Source organism: Mesorhizobium sp. ANAO-SY3R2 (assembly GCF_042466635.1).
Classification (GTDB): Bacteria; Pseudomonadota; Alphaproteobacteria; order Rhizobiales; family Rhizobiaceae; genus Aminobacter.
Map to the genome: position 1 here is coordinate 995,012 of NZ_CP159955.1, position 13,737 is coordinate 1,008,748.

At 61.6% G+C, this 13,737-nt stretch carries 18 protein-coding genes and 1 pseudogene; 11 read left to right on the forward strand and 8 right to left on the reverse strand.

Going from position 1 to position 13,737, the window contains the following annotated elements:
- Nucleotides 1-2: 2 nt before the first annotated feature.
- Both ABSY17_RS09570 and ABSY17_RS09575 read right to left on the reverse strand, forming a co-directional pair.
- Complete coding sequence (locus ABSY17_RS09570) at nt 3-377, reverse strand: arsenate reductase ArsC (RefSeq protein ID WP_378949733.1); 375 nt, start codon at nt 375-377, stop codon at nt 3-5.
- Complete coding sequence (locus tag ABSY17_RS09575; RefSeq protein WP_378949735.1) at nt 374-727, reverse strand: ArsR/SmtB family transcription factor; 354 nt, start codon at nt 725-727, stop codon at nt 374-376. Before ABSY17_RS09575 ends, ABSY17_RS09570 begins: the two co-directional genes overlap by 4 nt.
- A 41-nt stretch (nt 728-768) precedes the next feature.
- Between ABSY17_RS09575 and ABSY17_RS09580 the strand changes: the two genes are divergently transcribed.
- The gene (locus ABSY17_RS09580; protein WP_378949737.1) at nt 769-1,008 is read left to right on the forward strand and encodes a DUF6428 family protein; all 240 of its coding nucleotides are present in this window, start codon (nt 769-771) and stop codon (nt 1,006-1,008) included.
- A gap of 12 nt (nt 1,009-1,020) precedes the next feature.
- Here ABSY17_RS09580 and ABSY17_RS09585 read toward each other — a convergent pair whose 3' ends face one another.
- Nucleotides 1,021-1,212 (reverse strand): hypothetical protein, encoded by a 192-nt coding sequence (locus ABSY17_RS09585; protein WP_378949738.1) that lies wholly within the window; start codon nt 1,210-1,212, stop codon nt 1,021-1,023.
- Between the two features lie 26 nt (nt 1,213-1,238).
- On the reverse strand, nt 1,239-1,496 hold the full coding sequence (locus ABSY17_RS09590; RefSeq protein ID WP_378949740.1) for a hypothetical protein: 258 nt from the start codon (nt 1,494-1,496) through the stop codon (nt 1,239-1,241).
- A 156-nt stretch (nt 1,497-1,652) separates the two neighbouring features.
- Here ABSY17_RS09590 and ABSY17_RS09595 point away from each other — a divergent pair.
- Nucleotides 1,653-2,093 (forward strand): annotated as a pseudogene (locus ABSY17_RS09595) (integrase core domain-containing protein); the annotation flags it as partial.
- 356 nt (nt 2,094-2,449) lie between these two features.
- On the forward strand, nt 2,450-2,869 hold the full coding sequence (locus tag ABSY17_RS09600) for a CatB-related O-acetyltransferase (protein WP_378949742.1): 420 nt from the start codon (nt 2,450-2,452) through the stop codon (nt 2,867-2,869).
- A 293-nt stretch (nt 2,870-3,162) separates the two neighbouring features.
- On the opposite strand, the gene ABSY17_RS09605 is transcribed toward ABSY17_RS09600, so the two are convergent.
- From ABSY17_RS09605 to ABSY17_RS09615, 3 genes are all read right to left on the reverse strand, one after another.
- Nucleotides 3,163-4,497 (reverse strand): diguanylate cyclase, encoded by a 1,335-nt coding sequence (locus ABSY17_RS09605; protein WP_378949744.1) that lies wholly within the window; start codon nt 4,495-4,497, stop codon nt 3,163-3,165.
- A gap of 202 nt (nt 4,498-4,699) precedes the next feature.
- Nucleotides 4,700-5,239 (reverse strand): cytochrome b/b6 domain-containing protein, encoded by a 540-nt coding sequence (locus ABSY17_RS09610; RefSeq protein ID WP_378949746.1) that lies wholly within the window; start codon nt 5,237-5,239, stop codon nt 4,700-4,702.
- Nucleotides 5,240-5,242: 3 nt separating this feature from the next.
- On the reverse strand, nt 5,243-5,518 hold the full coding sequence (locus ABSY17_RS09615; protein WP_378949747.1) for a PepSY domain-containing protein: 276 nt from the start codon (nt 5,516-5,518) through the stop codon (nt 5,243-5,245).
- Nucleotides 5,519-5,679: 161 nt separating this feature from the next.
- Between ABSY17_RS09615 and ABSY17_RS09620 the strand changes: the two genes are divergently transcribed.
- From ABSY17_RS09620 to ABSY17_RS09645, 6 genes are all read left to right on the forward strand, one after another.
- A complete protein-coding gene (locus tag ABSY17_RS09620; RefSeq protein WP_378949749.1) occupies nt 5,680-6,339 on the forward strand; it encodes a response regulator transcription factor in 660 nt (219 codons plus the stop codon).
- Nucleotides 6,336-7,664: an ATP-binding protein gene (locus ABSY17_RS09625; protein WP_378949751.1), complete on the forward strand. Its 1,329-nt coding sequence runs from the start codon at nt 6,336-6,338 to the stop codon at nt 7,662-7,664. The genes ABSY17_RS09620 and ABSY17_RS09625 overlap by 4 nt, the downstream gene beginning before the upstream one ends.
- A 191-nt stretch (nt 7,665-7,855) precedes the next feature.
- Entirely contained in the window at nt 7,856-8,389 is a 534-nt protein-coding gene (locus tag ABSY17_RS09630; protein ID WP_378949753.1) for an Hsp20/alpha crystallin family protein, read from the forward strand.
- A 116-nt stretch (nt 8,390-8,505) separates the two neighbouring features.
- Nucleotides 8,506-9,171, forward strand: a complete 666-nt coding sequence (locus tag ABSY17_RS09635) for a phosphoribosyltransferase (RefSeq protein ID WP_378949754.1) — start codon at nt 8,506-8,508, stop codon at nt 9,169-9,171.
- A 174-nt stretch (nt 9,172-9,345) separates the two neighbouring features.
- The gene (locus ABSY17_RS09640) at nt 9,346-10,182 is read left to right on the forward strand and encodes a universal stress protein (RefSeq protein WP_378949756.1); all 837 of its coding nucleotides are present in this window, start codon (nt 9,346-9,348) and stop codon (nt 10,180-10,182) included.
- A 66-nt stretch (nt 10,183-10,248) separates the two neighbouring features.
- Nucleotides 10,249-10,707: a pyridoxamine 5'-phosphate oxidase family protein gene (locus tag ABSY17_RS09645; protein ID WP_378949758.1), complete on the forward strand. Its 459-nt coding sequence runs from the start codon at nt 10,249-10,251 to the stop codon at nt 10,705-10,707.
- 40 nt (nt 10,708-10,747) lie between these two features.
- Here ABSY17_RS09645 and ABSY17_RS09650 read toward each other — a convergent pair whose 3' ends face one another.
- Complete coding sequence (locus ABSY17_RS09650; protein WP_378949760.1) at nt 10,748-11,584, reverse strand: universal stress protein; 837 nt, start codon at nt 11,582-11,584, stop codon at nt 10,748-10,750.
- 97 nt (nt 11,585-11,681) lie between these two features.
- On the opposite strand from ABSY17_RS09650, the gene ABSY17_RS09655 reads away from it, so the two are divergent.
- Complete coding sequence (locus tag ABSY17_RS09655) at nt 11,682-12,158, forward strand: c-type cytochrome (RefSeq protein ID WP_378949761.1); 477 nt, start codon at nt 11,682-11,684, stop codon at nt 12,156-12,158.
- A gap of 46 nt (nt 12,159-12,204) precedes the next feature.
- Nucleotides 12,205-13,728: an AAA family ATPase gene (locus ABSY17_RS09660; protein ID WP_378949763.1), complete on the forward strand. Its 1,524-nt coding sequence runs from the start codon at nt 12,205-12,207 to the stop codon at nt 13,726-13,728.
- The last annotated feature ends 9 nt before the right edge of the window (nt 13,729-13,737 follow it).

The following is a 13,737-nucleotide window of genomic DNA, read 5'->3' on the forward strand; positions in this document are numbered from 1 at the left end:
GGTCAGGCACCGTCCGTGTTCTTCGAGGTCGTTCCCTCCATGCGGCCGATCCTCTGCAAATGGTGGTCGACAGCCATCCGATCGATTGAGGTCAGCGGCAGGTTGAGGAACGCCGTGATCCGGTTCTTCATGAAGCGAGCGGCCGTGCCGAAGGCATGCTCTTTCTCGATTTCGCTTCCCTCGACGCTGGAAGGGTCTTCGATACCCCAATGCGCGGTCAACGGTTGGCCTGGCCAGACGGGGCAGACTTCTCCGGCCGCGTCGTCGCAGACGGTGAAGCGCCCAGCACCATCCTTGCGCAGAATGGCTTCGGCGAGGATCGAGCGAGCCGAATTCCCCGTGCACAGGAACAGGACGTTGTAGACGCGGTCGGTCATTGGGCAGCTTCTTTGATTGCTGGTGCGCAGCAAGCAGGGGCAAGCGCAGGCTCGCAGATCGCCGGATTGCCTGCGCAACAGTCCTCCATCAGAAAGCGGATCAGCCCGCTCAATGCATCGAACTCCGCGGAGTAGACGATCGAACGGGAGTCGCGGCGTGCAGCGACCAACCCGCCGCGTTCGAGCTCCTTCAGGTGGAACGAGACGTTGGAGGCCGAGACCCCGACGGCTTCCGCGATGCTGCCGGCGGCAATGCCGTCTGGGCCTGCCTTCACCAACAGGCGGACGATCTTGAGCCGCGTTTCCTGGGACATTGCCCCGAAAGCGATCAGTGCTTGACGTTCATCCATATTTCAATAATCCTAGAAATGTCGAATCCGGAATAACGCAGATGCTGCCCCCTGACAACCGGGATTTTGAACAGGTTACCAAATCAGCTTTTGACGGCATCACCATCGGTGAACTCCTCGACTTCCTCGGAGATCACAAGGACAGGCCCTTGGTGTTCAGCTATGGCGGGCAGGCGGTGAGGCCAGGCTATCACGTCACTGAGGTCAAGGCTGGAGCGTTCTCTGCTCTGGACTGCGGAGCCAATCATGAGTCCTGGTCGGAGATCTTTATCCAGCTATGAGGGCGAGCGCACTCACATGCAGTCTGGCAAATGCGCAGCCATCAGGGTGCGGTCGACCAGATATCCTTGGCTCTCCAGTTCCTTCGCGACCAGTTCCTCGAAAACGATTCCAACATGCTCCAAGCGCGAAGGCCGTTCGCCGAGATGGCGCGCTGCGATCCAGGCGACATCCCTAGCAATGATCTCTCTTTCCCATTTCTCCATGTGTGAAGGAACTACAGACTCCCGCTTCAAGCAATGTCGCTCTCTACCTTGTTCAAGTCGGCAGTTCCGTCGAGGTTTGACCTGAACGCATTCCTGTAGATCGTGTCGATCTCCTTCGTAAACGTCATATATAGCCGAAGTCTCGACGCGAATACCTCGGCCTCTTTGAGGAAGCGCTTCAGCTCCAGCCATGCGAAACCACGGGATATGTAGGGAAGGAGAGCTGGATAGTCCGCCGACTTGCACCTCTGGCACTGGCTGATTATCTGCAGGTAATCAGCCACGTGGCACGCAAGACTCTCGTGCATCATCAGCTCGCCGGGATCGAGCGTGTCGCCGCCGACGACGATGAGGTTAAAGATACGGGATTGGTGCCGTCCATACTTCCCGCTGCCAGGCGTCAATTCATATGTATGGGGCCAGAACGTCGCATCCGACCCATCGCCATCAGGGTGAGCCGGAAGCTGAAGGCCGTCGACGTGATCGACGTCCTCTCCGATCTGTTCATCCTGCGCGGCATCCCCGGCCACATTCGTTCCGACAACGGCCCCGGGTTCATCGCTAAGGCGTTGCGTGAATGGATCGCCGCCGTCGGTGCCAGGGCCGCCTACATCATGCCCGGCAGTCCTTGGGAAAATGGTTATTGCGAGAGCTTCAACTCGAAGCTTCGTGACGAACTGCTTGATGGCGGAATCTTCTACACGCTGAAGCAAGCCCAGATCGTCATCGAAGGATGGCGGCAGCACTACAATACGGTGCGCCCGCATTCATCTTTGGACTACAGATCCCCGGCACCAGAAGCCATCTTGTGGCCGGCTGTGCAACCCGGCCCAGCTTCGCCGGCCACCCCAGCCATAGCGCCAAGACCAAGCTTGCACTAACACACAACATGGATCACCCGATGGGGGGCTGGCCAGGCCCATGGCCGCTTTCCCTTCAGAAGCAAAGCGAATCACGCCTCAACCGATTTGGGAATCCTGAATCTCAAAAAACTGCGATACGCTTTAGAGAGTGTTAGATAGGGCGGTTGATATCGGAGAGTCGACGACGGGTTTCTTACGAGGTCTCAGGATCAAGTTGGGGCTACGAGCACCCGAGCCGCTGTATCCGCCTCATGCAACCATAGGTCGGCACACGTACGGGGTGGAAAGGGAACGACCAAAGCACTCCTTTGACCATTGGCGCGTTCTGTTCAGTTGCCCATGAAGTGCTTTTCCTGTGTCGAGGGCACCATGACATGCGCGGGGTATCGACATTCCCCTTCAAGACCGAGATCACCAAGGAACTGCCGAACATGGAGGGTTTGTTGCCAAGCAGGCCGATGCAGATCGGCAATGATGTCTGGATCGGTCGCCGCGCAACTATCATGCCCGGCGTCACAGTCGGCGACGGGGCAGTCATAGGCACCGGGTCAATCGTCACAAAGGACGTAAAACCCTACGAAGTTGTTGCAGGCAACCCTGCCAAGCACATTCGATTTCGCTTTCCCCGGGAGCAAATTGATCAGCTTCTCGCGATTCGTTGGTGGGAATGGAGCGACCAGAAGATCCAAACCGAGCAACCCAGCTTCCACGGACCTGTCGGCAACTTTATTGAGCGCCATCTTGGCCAAGTGAGTGGCTGTAGCTCGGTGGGGCACTCCGCGACGGCCGATTGAGGGCGCTGTCTTGTCAAATGAAGAAGGAGAAACCCTGTAGCACCCCGAGGGAGAAGCCGGGTGAATCGCGACCCGAGCTGGGCCACTTTTTCTCAATGACAGCCAATTTTGGGGGCGGCGTGCTCGCCCAGGATCCGCAGACGGCGAGCAGCGCGCCAGCGCTTCAGCGCGCTTTGCTTTGGTATTTCGCCCAATCAGCCTGAATGAAATCAAAGCGGTCCATTTGAAACCGGCTGCAATCCGAAACATCCAAGCCAGGGGTGGGACGCGAACGGTCCCGCTTGCCTGATGTACTAGCCTGCCGCACCCACGACGATACGGTTGCGGCCTTCGTTCTTGGCGCGATAGAGAGCCTTGTCGGCAGCGTCGACCAGATACTCGTAGTCTGGATGGCCTTCGTAGGTCGCAACGCCGATGGATGCAGTGACCGACACTGCGTCGCGATCCCGCACGGAAACTTCCTGATCCGCCAGCTGCTCGCGGATGCGCTCTGCAATGTCTGATGCTTCGGTCCCGTCGGTCTCCACCAGAACGATCAGGAACTCTTCGCCGCCGTAACGGAAGACGAAATCGCTGGTCCTGACGGCGTTCAAAAGAAGTTCTGCGGTATGCCTCAGAACGATATCGCCGACGGCGTGACCATACTTGTCGTTGATCGCCTTGAAGTGATCGACATCTATCATCAGGACGCTGAGCGGGGTCTTCGCATTCTTGGCGAGGGTGATTTCGCGCCCCAGGACCGAGGGAAGGAAGCGCCGATTCAGGGCCCGCGTCAGGGGATCGCGGCCGGTCTCAAGGCTGGCTGCGGCCTGAAAGAGATCGTTGAGCAGGAACTTGATCTCCTCGATCCGACGCTGGAACTCGGCAACCGATGCCGGCTGACTGCCGTCGATCGAGCGTAGTGCTTCGCCATCGATTTCACCGATCAGCTTCTCGATGCTGGTGAGGATGGGCGAGCCCTGGAAAAGCAGTGCTGCCCGATGCCGAACCCAAAGACCGAATGGAGACGCTGCGAGATAGCCCGGCGTTGAATTTTTGCCGTGACCGAGCAGGCTGAAGAGAACGGATTGGCTCCATTCCATCAGCGTGGCACGCTGAGTCTCGCGCTCGAGATTGATGTCCTGCCCCAAGGAGAGGAAGCGAAAAGCTTCGTCGGTCTGGACCCTGCGCTTGGTGTCAGACACATAGGCGGCACCCATCAGTCTCATGGCGTAGTCGATGATCTCGTCCAGCAAGATCAAGGTGTGGGCAGTCGACAGCGCGTCCAAGTCGAGTTCGGCGACTTTGCAGGCGATCTCCGTCTTGAGGAGGCTCGCGCCCTCCATGACCACGTGGTTCGGGATCTTGAGCCGGGCGTGGATCTCGCCGATTTTGGTCTGGCGCTTGTCGAACGCATCGAGGTCGGAATACGGGTCCGCTTCGATAAGCTCGAGCAACCAGTTGCGCAATGAATGGCTCAGGCGCTCATGCACGACCGTATGGCTCAGGAAAGCCGATGCCTCTTCGTCGCGGAGGAAGGTCTCGTAGAAGGTGGCCACCAACCCATCGATGTTCTGGCGCACGATCGTAGAGAGCCTGCCGCGCGCGGCCTGCCTGGTTGCTTCTGATGACGTCTTCCAGAAAGACAACCCTGACCGCCTGCTGATAGCCAATTTCCGCTCCGTCCATGCTGAGATGCCGTCGTATAGACGGACGCCGGGGGGATCAACCCGGGCGGTGGATGCCAGGTCCTTCATCCCCATGATGACATGCCAAGTTGGGGGGCAGGGCCTGTCCTTGGCCCCGGCATTTGCTGGAACGGGCTGAGCAAATGCCGGGACGTGAGCCGCGTCAGGCGACGTCTTCTGCGCCCGCCGCAGCCTTGCGGCCGGTCAGCATCGACCTGACGAGGTTTTCGCCATGGCGGACGCTGGAGAAGACGACGCCGCCGACATGCAGGACCACCAGGGCCAGCATGGCGTTGGCGCAGGTTTCATGGAGTTCCTTGACCCACTCGATGCCCCAGTAGGTGTCGGTCGTCTGCATCCATCCGGTCAAGGCGGTTGTCCCCATGGTCAGCAGAAGTCCCGCGATCATCAGCCCGCCGAGCGGGTTGTGGCCGACAAAGCGCGCCTCCCTGCCTGCCAGGAGGTCGCGGAAGTAGCCAAGCGTGTAACCCGGGCTGCGAATGAACTGGGTGAACCGGGCGTATCGAGGGCCGATCACCCCCCAGACGAGGCGGAAGCCGATGAGCGCGGCCGCGGCATAGCCAGCCCACTCGTGGAGGTTCTTGACCTCGTCGGCCGAGAGCCACGCCACCGCAAAGCTGGCCACGAGGCTCCAATGGAACAGGCGGACGAGAGGATCCCAGACTTTGACGGTGGCGCGCATGTCTCAGCCCTCGCTGTCTTCGCTGGAGCCGTCGATCCGTTCGAAAGTCTTGGGATTGAAATAGGCCTCGACCTTCTTGCCCTTGGCGTCGATGGCGTAGGCTTCGTAGCACCCGTCTTCGGTCTTGACGGAGCGAACCTGCCAACCATCGGCCTTCAGCTTTGTTTCCAAGGCTTCCCGCGGCTGCCATTCGCCAACCGGAACATTGCATTTGTCACCGGCGAAGGCAGCGCCAGTCAGCGTGCCCAGTGCAACGGCGGAAATCAGGATGGTCTTCATTGCAAACTCCTTTCGAGTTGTTCCAACAACCGATTTCTGGAGCCGAAAGCTGACAGCAACCTGAATGGGACCAAGGACATCTTGCGCCATTGCATTCAGGCAGATGTCAGGTCTTCATCGCAGTGTCCCCAGCCGGATAGTGCGATGAAAGCGGGAGAGACATGCGGATACTCCTTGTTGAAGACGAGCATGCGATCGGTAGTGCGGTGAAGGCCCATGTCGTTGCCGACGGCCATGCTGTCGACTGGGCCAGGAACCTCGAGGAGGCGCGGGACTTCGCCCGGGTCGTTGCGCATGACCTCGTCCTGCTCGACCTGCATCTGCCGGATGGGAACGGCTTCGACTTCCTGCGCGCGCTTCGCGACAAGGCGGACACCGTGCCGGTTGTCATCATGACGGCGCGCGACCAGATCTCGGACCGGATCGCCGGCCTGAACGCGGGCGCTGACGACTATCTGGTGAAGCCGTTCAACCTCGGGGAGTTGTCCGCCCGCATTCGTGCCGTGGCAAGGCGCTATGCCCAGAACGCAAATCCCACGCTGTCCATCGGACCGCTTTCGATCGTGCCCGCGGAGCGCGCGCTGAGCCGTGACGGCCACCCTGTCGAGTTGACCGGGCGCGAATGGGCGGTGCTCGAACGGCTGCTTCTGCGACAGGGCGCGATCGTGTCGAAGCCCCAGATCGAGGATGCCCTCTATGCGCTCGGCACCGAAGTCGAGAGCAATACGGTGGAGGTCTATGTCAGCCGGCTGCGCAAGAAGCTGGGACGCGGCTTGATCACCACCGTGCGTGGGGTTGGCTACAGGATCGCCGGGTCATGAATAAGTCTTCCAGCATCACAAGGGAACTGATGCGATGGCTGATCGGCGTTGCCGTTCTGTTTTGGCTGGCGGCTGCGGGCCTGGCCGCCTTCGTCATGCATCACGAGTATGAAGAGGTCTTCGACAGCAATCTGCAGGAGGCTGCGCAACGGCTGATGCCATTGGTGGTCAATCACCTCTACGGTCGCGAAGATTCGCCGACGACGAGGAGCATGGACAATGCCACCGCGGCCCATCAGGAATATCTCGTCTATCAGGTCCGCGACAGCAGCGGCCGGGTGTTGCTGCGATCCCACGATGCGCCGACAACGCCCCTGGAAGCGCCGCTTGTGCCAGGTTTCTTCCAGACGCAAACGCAGCGCATCTACACCGAGACCAGCTTGAGTGGGACATTGTTCCTGCAAGTCGCCGAAGAGTTGGACCATCGGCGCGAAGCGGGGCGGGAGACGGCCCTCGCACTGCTCATTCCAGGCCTGCCGCTCGCTCCCGTCAGCCTGCTGGTCATCTGGCTGGTGGTCAGGCGGGCGCTGAAGCCCATCGAAACGTTTCGCCGGGAGATCGGGGCGCGCGATGGCGCCAATCTGGCGCCTGTCGATTCCGCCGGACTGCCGAGCGAGCTAGCTCCGATCGCCGGCTCCATAAATCACCTGCTAAGCCGTCTCCGCAGCGCGATGGAGGCCGAGCGTGAATTCGCCTCCAACAGCGCCCATGAACTGCGGACGCCGATCGCCGGCGCGCTGGCACAGGTCCAACTGATCCTCGACGGGCATCCGCCGCGGGCGATAGCTGTCAAGGCAGGCGAGGCCGAGGCATCCCTCAAGCGTCTAGGCCATCTGGCCGAAAAGCTCCTGCAGCTTTCCCGCGCCGATGCCGGCATCGGCGCAGCCGAGGCGGCGAGTGACCTGGTGCCGGTCATCAGGCTGGTCACTGATGATTTCGTCCGCGACGATCGATATGCCGGACGTCTCGTCATTGCCATCGCCCCTGACGCCAGATTGGTTCGGCGCGTTGATGTGGATGCCTTTGCCGTCGCCTTGCGCAACCTGATCGAGAACGCTCTTGTTCACGGTGCGCCGGAAGAGCCCGTCACGGTCGCACTTTCAGGTTCTTCCGGCGTGTCGGTCGTGAATGCGGGCAGGGTGGTCCCCAGGCAAGAACTCGTCGGACTCACCGATCGGTTCAAGAGGGGCAAGACGAAGTCGGCCGGTTCCGGCCTTGGGCTGGCGATCGCGAGCAAGCTTGCCGGCCACATGGGAGGCGAGCTGCGTCTCAATTCGCCGGCGACTGGAAGGAGGGACGGCTTCGAAGCCTTGCTGACCCTGTAACGGCCGGAATTTGACCTGCATCAATGAGACTTTCAGTTGCCGGGCGCATATTGGCTCAATGCCGCTTTGAGGCCCTGCATGTCGGTCGCTCCCTTGGCAAAATCCTGTTTCGGCCCATCGGCTTGTGATCTGCCACCCGACCGTGCGCAGCATCTATCGCGACGGAAATCCAACGCATCAGGAGCAAGACAATGGCTGACAAACCGACCAATCTTTCCGTGAAGCCCGAGACGTCGACTGTACCCGCCCGGCAAGGGGAGTGGATGCCTTTCGAAAGCCTGCGTCGCGAAGTCGATCGGCTGTTCGACGATTTTCATCCATTCGGCTGGCGCGGGGCTTTTCCGCGCGGCCTCAGCGTCTTCGACAGGGGAGCCCGCCGTGCCCAGTGGCCGGTGGTTCCGGCAATGGATCTCGTGGAGAAGGAGAAGGACTACGAGATCACCGCCGAGCTTCCCGGAATGGACGAGAACAGCGTCGAACTCAAGGTTTCCAACAATGTCCTGACGATCAAGGGTGAAAAGACCGAAGAGAAGGAAGAGCACAAGAAGGACTATTACCTTTCGGAACGGCGCTACGGTTCCTTCGAACGCTCCTTCCAGATTCCCGAGGGCATCGATGTGGACAAGATCGATGCAACCTTCGCCAAGGGCATCTTGAGCGTGAAGCTGCCGAAGACAGCCGACGCTCAGAAGGCGGAGAAGAAGATCTCGGTCAAGCCCGCCTAGTCGAACCGGTCCTATGGGGCAGGCAAACTTCACACCTGTTCTCGGTACGTCATGTGATCGGCGACAACGTCGATTGAATTCACGGGCACATGGAATGTTGGCGGAAATGAAGCGTCATGTTTCGTGACAGGCAAGAGGCCGGCGAGAAGCTGGGGCAGGAACTTCTGGCAAGCGCTGTACGCGATCCGGTGGTGCTCGCGCTGCCTCGCGGGGGCGTACCCGTTGCCGCCGCGGTCGCGCGGGCCCTTGATGCGCCGCTCGATGTTCTCATCGTTCGCAAGGTCGGGGCGCCCGGAAACCGCGAGTTGGCGGTTGCCGCCATCGTCGACGGCGATCCGCCCGATGTCGTTGTCAATCGCGAGATCGTCGAGGCCTATTCGCTAAGCGACGAAGAACTGGCCGCCCTAGTCAAGAATGAGCGCCCGGAGCTGGACCGGCGCAGAACGATCTATCGCGGCAACGCGAGACCCAGGTCGCTTGCAGGAAAGACTGTGATCGTGGTGGACGACGGAGTTGCGACGGGCACCACCATGAAAGTGGCGTTGCGCGCCATCAGGCGCCGCGAGCCGCTTCAGGTGATCGTCGCCATTCCGGTTGCGCCACCCGACGTGCTGGCGAGCCTGGAACAGGAAGCCGACAGGGTCGTCTGCCTGAGCCGGCCGGGACGTTTTATGGCGCTGAGCTACCACTATATCAGCTTTCCGCAACTGACCGACAAGGAGGTGACGGACGCGCTCGAACGTGCGGCCGAGGAGCGCAAAGCTCGGCATCCGAGGAAATGATCATACCAAGGGCGTTCTTGCCCGCATCTCATGGATGCAGCGAAGCGGGGCGCCGCCAGCGGTTTAGCTGAAGCAATTTGTTTCAGATCAATGCGCCGTCCGGCAGAGCCGGTCAGTCTGGAAAAGTTGTAAAAAGGCGGCGTGCCGCGATCACTTTGCTGCGGGAGACACGGAATGAAGATGCAGGTCTTTCTACCTTTGGCGACCTATCCCGATGCGAATTCCGATGCGGTGGCAGCCAATGCGGTCGCCGTCGCCGTCCAACTCCATGCCGATCTGCACGTGCTGGCGCTGCATGCCAAGATTCCCGAGGTATCCACGGCCTTTTCGCATCTGCTGCTGGATGTCCCGGCCCGCATCCGCGAGGCGGAAGCGATAAGCCGACAAGCCGGCGGCCGGCTTCTCGCCAAGGTGGTGGAGGAAGGCACGCGGCAGGGCGGCTCGGTCACGACCGCTTCCGCAGCCGTGCTTTTGGCCATGCAAGGGGAGGCTGCCGCTGAACATGCGCGATATTTCGATCTGGCCATCACGGGGTGGGAGCCCCACAATGGGACTGCCCGGATGATCGCTGAAGGAATGATTTTCGGGGCAGGACGACCCGTGATGTTGCTGCCGGATTCCGCGAGTGCGGCGACGATCGAGCATATCGCGATCGCCTGGGATGGCAGCCGGGTCGCGGCGCGTGCGGTGGCCGACGCAATGCCGTTGCTCGCACGTGCCTCGAAGGTTCACATCCTCACTGTCGTCGACGAGAAGCCGTTGAAGCCCTCCGACGATGGCGAGAGGCTGGCGGTTTCGCTTCGCAGGCGCGGCTTGAACGCGGATTTCGCGGCCATCAGCGCCGAAGACTGTCCGATCGCAGTCACGCTTCAGGACCAGGCGATCGAAAGAGGTGCTGATCTGCTGGTGATGGGCGGATATGGACATTCGCGTGTCCGCGACTTCGTTCTTGGCGGCGCCACGGACGGAGTTTTGTCCGACCTCCGCATGCCGATCCTGATGTCGCATTGAGGGGGATTGGAGCCCCGTGCACTTGTCGCTCCCAGTGGCGAGGCACCTTGATCGGGAGATCATGTCATGTGGATTCGCGAGCTGACGGCCCTTGACTGCACGAAGATCCTGGCTCGCAATCACTTTGCTCATCTGGGCTGCGCGAAGGATGGCAAGCCTTACATCGTTCCCATCTATTTCGCTTTTCACGACAATCACATCTACGCATTCTCGATGCCCGGCAGGAAGATTGACTACATGCGCGCCAATGCGAGCGCCTGCGTTCTCGTCGAGGAACGGGGACATGGCCGCGAATGGCGCAGCGTGCTTGCCGAGGGCCGTTACGAGGAACTTTCCGATTTGCCCGCGCAAAAGGATGTGCAGCAACGGGCCTGGAGCTTGCTCAGCAAACATGTCAACTGGTGGGAGCCCGGCGGGCTAAAGCCCGCCCAGCGGCCTGTCGTCCATCACTCGTCCCATCTCTTCTGGCGGATTTCGGTGGACCAAGTGTCGGGGCGCGAAGCCAGGGAAGACAACGCGCCTTGATCTGCAAGGGATTTTCAGCCGGTGCCGTGGCGAAGGACATTCATCGAGCCATGAGGATCGGAAGCGGAACTTCCTCCAGCATGGATTTGGTGACGCCGCCGAATATCCTCTCGCGTAGCCGCGAGTGGCCGTAGGCGCCCATGACGAGAAGATCCGCGCCGGTGTCGATGGCATGCCGCTTCACTATTTCGGCAACGCTCCTGCCCAGGCTCGGCAGCCTGTCGACGGTGATCTTGACCCCGTGGCGCACCAGATAGGTGGCGGCGTCCGCGCCGGGCTCTTCGCCCTGGAAGCTCTCGCCTTCGACGGGGTCCACCAGCACCAGCCGCACATCTTCGGCGGCGACGAGCAGGGCGAGCGCTTCGCGCATGGCGCGCGAGGCCTCGATGCGCGAATCCCAGGCAACCATCACGTTCTTGGGGCGCAAGGTGGCTGTCGCGCCTTCGGGCACCAGCAACAACGGCCTGCCGGATGAAAACAGAGCCCCTTCGATGGTCTTTTCCTTCAGCGTCTCTCCCGACAGCAGGTCCGGCCCGACGACCGTCATGTCGGCGTAGCGGGCGCGCCGGCCGATGATCTCGTCGGCCCAGGCAATCTCGGGATATGTGTTGGTCACATCGGCGGAAATTTCCATCGGAGCAAGCAAGTCGGAGATAGCAGCGGTGCGTTGCTCCAAGCGGTCGATGTCCGCTTGCCGCTCCTCCATCCATGTGTCGGACATCGGGGCAGCATAGTCGCCGATCGGCGGCGGGGCGGCCAGGGCTACGACCAGCACCGACAGGTGGGCGCCGATCTCTTCGCTGAGCTTGGCTGCGAGCTTGATGTCGCGATCACCGCCACTGACGCCTGTGATCGTAAGAACAGTCTTGTATGCCATGGTCGGTTCCTCTCATTGTGCACGACGGCAGGCCGTCACTGCTGAGCTTCACTTTCTTGCATGGGCCAATTCATAGCCTGTTTCGCGTGGCAGGCATTTGACAGGGATCAAGGTTGTTCTGCTGCGTCAGGATAAACTTGCCGGTGTCGTTCGGGAGGTCATTCCGATGAACCGGCATATTCCTGCGATCATATTGCTGGCAGCAGGCTGCAGCGTCCCGGCCGCGGCGCAGGACACCAGGATCGGCCAGCACGATTTCATGGAGTCATGTGCGGTGTGTCACGGGAAGGGTGGGAGAGGTGACGGCCCCATGGCCGAGCAGTTGCTCAAGAAACCGGCCGACCTGACGCGGCTTGCGCAGAGAAACGGCGGCGAGTTCCCCTTCAGGCGCGTCGTTGCTACGATCGACGGGCGCCACATCGTGCCCGGCCATGGCGAACGCGAAATGCCCATCTGGGGGCGCAAGTTCCTGGAGGGTGACCAACGCCTCCATGGGCTCCATGACAAGGAAGTGTTGACCGAGGAAAGGATCAGCGAACTCGCTCAATACATCCGGACACTGCAAAGGCAGTAGCGGCCGGCGAGCCTCTCCGCCCGATCCATCAGAACGGGACGACGTGATGATCACCGAGGACCAGACAGCGGCCATCGAATTCCTGACGAGCCCGGCAACCCATGCCGATGCCGCCGATGCAGAGTTGATCGAGACCCATATCTCGCGCGTGTTTCTTGTCGGACAGCGCGCCTTCAAGATGAAACGCGCGGTCAAGCTTCCCTATGCCGACTTCTCCACTCCGGCCCTCCGGCTTGCCGCCTGCGAGGAGGAACTGGAACGCAACGCGCAGACCGCGCCGGGGCTCTATCTCGCTGTCCGCCGGCTGACCTCAAGGAACGGCGGCGGGCTGGAATTCGACGGCCCGGGCGACTTGGTCGATGCCGTCGTCGAGATGAGGCGCTTCGATCAGCAGGCCTTGCTCGACCGGATGGCCGTCGCCGAAAACTTGACGCCAGGACTGATGACCGAGGTGGCACGGATGGTGGTGCGGTTCCATCGCGACGCCCCGGTCGCGCACACGGGCAGCGGCCTGCTCAACCTGACCAGGGTGCTGGATATCAATCTGGCGGGCTTCAGGACGAGCCAGGTGTTCGACACGGTCGACGTCGCAGCGCTCGACAGGCTCGCCCGCGTGGCGCTCGCTCGGCACGGCAGCCTGCTCGAGCGTCGGGAACGAGCGGGCAAAGTGCGGCGCTGCCACGGCGATCTGCACCTGCGCAATATCTGCCTGCTCGACGGGGAGCCGAGGCTGTTCGACTGCATCGAGTTCAACGACCAGATCGCGACGGTCGATGTTCTCTACGACCTCGCGTTCCTGCTGATGGATCTTTGGCATCGCGGCCTGCCCGAATTCGCCAACCTGGTGGCGAACCGCTATCTCGACGAAGCCGACGACGAGGATGGCTTCGTCCTGCTGCCCACTCTCATGGCGATCCGCGCGGAGGTGCGCGCCCATGTTACGGCGACGCAGGCCGCCGGCGGCGGCGACAATGCGCAACGGCTTGTGGAGGACGCGCGATCCTATTTCGAGCTGGCGCGGACGCTGCTTGCCGCAGTACCTGCCCGACTAGTGGCGCTCGGCGGCCTGAGCGGTTCCGGCAAGACGACCGTGGCCGAAGCGCTCGCAGCCCATGTCGGCGCGCCGCCGGGCGCACGCATCGTCGAGAGCGACCGCATCAGGAAGGCGCTTCACGGCGTACCGGCGGAAACCCCGCTGCCGGCCCGGGCCTATCGCCCGGAAGTGTCGGAGCGTGTCTACGCCGAGATGGCCTGGCGCGCGAGCCTCATCCTGTCCGAAGGTGCATGCGTGGTTGCGGACGCGGTGTTCGACCGGGCCGCCGACAGGCAAAGGATGGAGCGCAGCGCGATCGGCAGCCGCGTCCCGTTTTCCGGTTTCTGGCTCGAGGCCAGCCCTGAGCTGCTGTGGCAAAGGGTCAGCGACCGCAGGGGCGGGCCGTCGGATGCCACCGTCGACATCCTTTCGCGGCAATTGCAGAGGGACGGCAAGGAGACGACCTGGATGAAGCTCGACGCCGCCCGAACCCCGGCGGAGATCGTCGCCGAGATCCTCCGGATCTGCCGACGGTAGCCGGCGTGA

What these genes read in the sequence shown, in the direction of transcription:
- ABSY17_RS09570 (WP_378949733.1), bottom strand. Translation starts at nt 377, where the DNA reads ATGACCGACCGCGTCTACAACGTCCTGTTCCTGTGCACGGGGAATTCG.
- ABSY17_RS09575 (WP_378949735.1), bottom strand. Translation starts at nt 727, where the DNA reads ATGGATGAACGTCAAGCACTGATCGCTTTCGGGGCAATGTCCCAGGAA.
- ABSY17_RS09580 (WP_378949737.1), top strand. Translation starts at nt 769, where the DNA reads ATGCTGCCCCCTGACAACCGGGATTTTGAACAGGTTACCAAATCAGCT.
- ABSY17_RS09585 (WP_378949738.1), bottom strand. Translation starts at nt 1,212, where the DNA reads ATGGAGAAATGGGAAAGAGAGATCATTGCTAGGGATGTCGCCTGGATC.
- ABSY17_RS09600 (WP_378949742.1), top strand. Translation starts at nt 2,450, where the DNA reads ATGCGCGGGGTATCGACATTCCCCTTCAAGACCGAGATCACCAAGGAA.
- ABSY17_RS09610 (WP_378949746.1), bottom strand. Translation starts at nt 5,239, where the DNA reads ATGCGCGCCACCGTCAAAGTCTGGGATCCTCTCGTCCGCCTGTTCCAT.
- ABSY17_RS09615 (WP_378949747.1), bottom strand. Translation starts at nt 5,518, where the DNA reads ATGAAGACCATCCTGATTTCCGCCGTTGCACTGGGCACGCTGACTGGC.
- ABSY17_RS09620 (WP_378949749.1), top strand. Translation starts at nt 5,680, where the DNA reads ATGCGGATACTCCTTGTTGAAGACGAGCATGCGATCGGTAGTGCGGTG.
- ABSY17_RS09625 (WP_378949751.1), top strand. Translation starts at nt 6,336, where the DNA reads ATGAATAAGTCTTCCAGCATCACAAGGGAACTGATGCGATGGCTGATC.
- ABSY17_RS09630 (WP_378949753.1), top strand. Translation starts at nt 7,856, where the DNA reads ATGGCTGACAAACCGACCAATCTTTCCGTGAAGCCCGAGACGTCGACT.
- ABSY17_RS09635 (WP_378949754.1), top strand. Translation starts at nt 8,506, where the DNA reads ATGTTTCGTGACAGGCAAGAGGCCGGCGAGAAGCTGGGGCAGGAACTT.
- ABSY17_RS09640 (WP_378949756.1), top strand. Translation starts at nt 9,346, where the DNA reads ATGAAGATGCAGGTCTTTCTACCTTTGGCGACCTATCCCGATGCGAAT.
- ABSY17_RS09645 (WP_378949758.1), top strand. Translation starts at nt 10,249, where the DNA reads ATGTGGATTCGCGAGCTGACGGCCCTTGACTGCACGAAGATCCTGGCT.
- ABSY17_RS09650 (WP_378949760.1), bottom strand. Translation starts at nt 11,584, where the DNA reads ATGGCATACAAGACTGTTCTTACGATCACAGGCGTCAGTGGCGGTGAT.
- ABSY17_RS09660 (WP_378949763.1), top strand. Translation starts at nt 12,205, where the DNA reads ATGATCACCGAGGACCAGACAGCGGCCATCGAATTCCTGACGAGCCCG.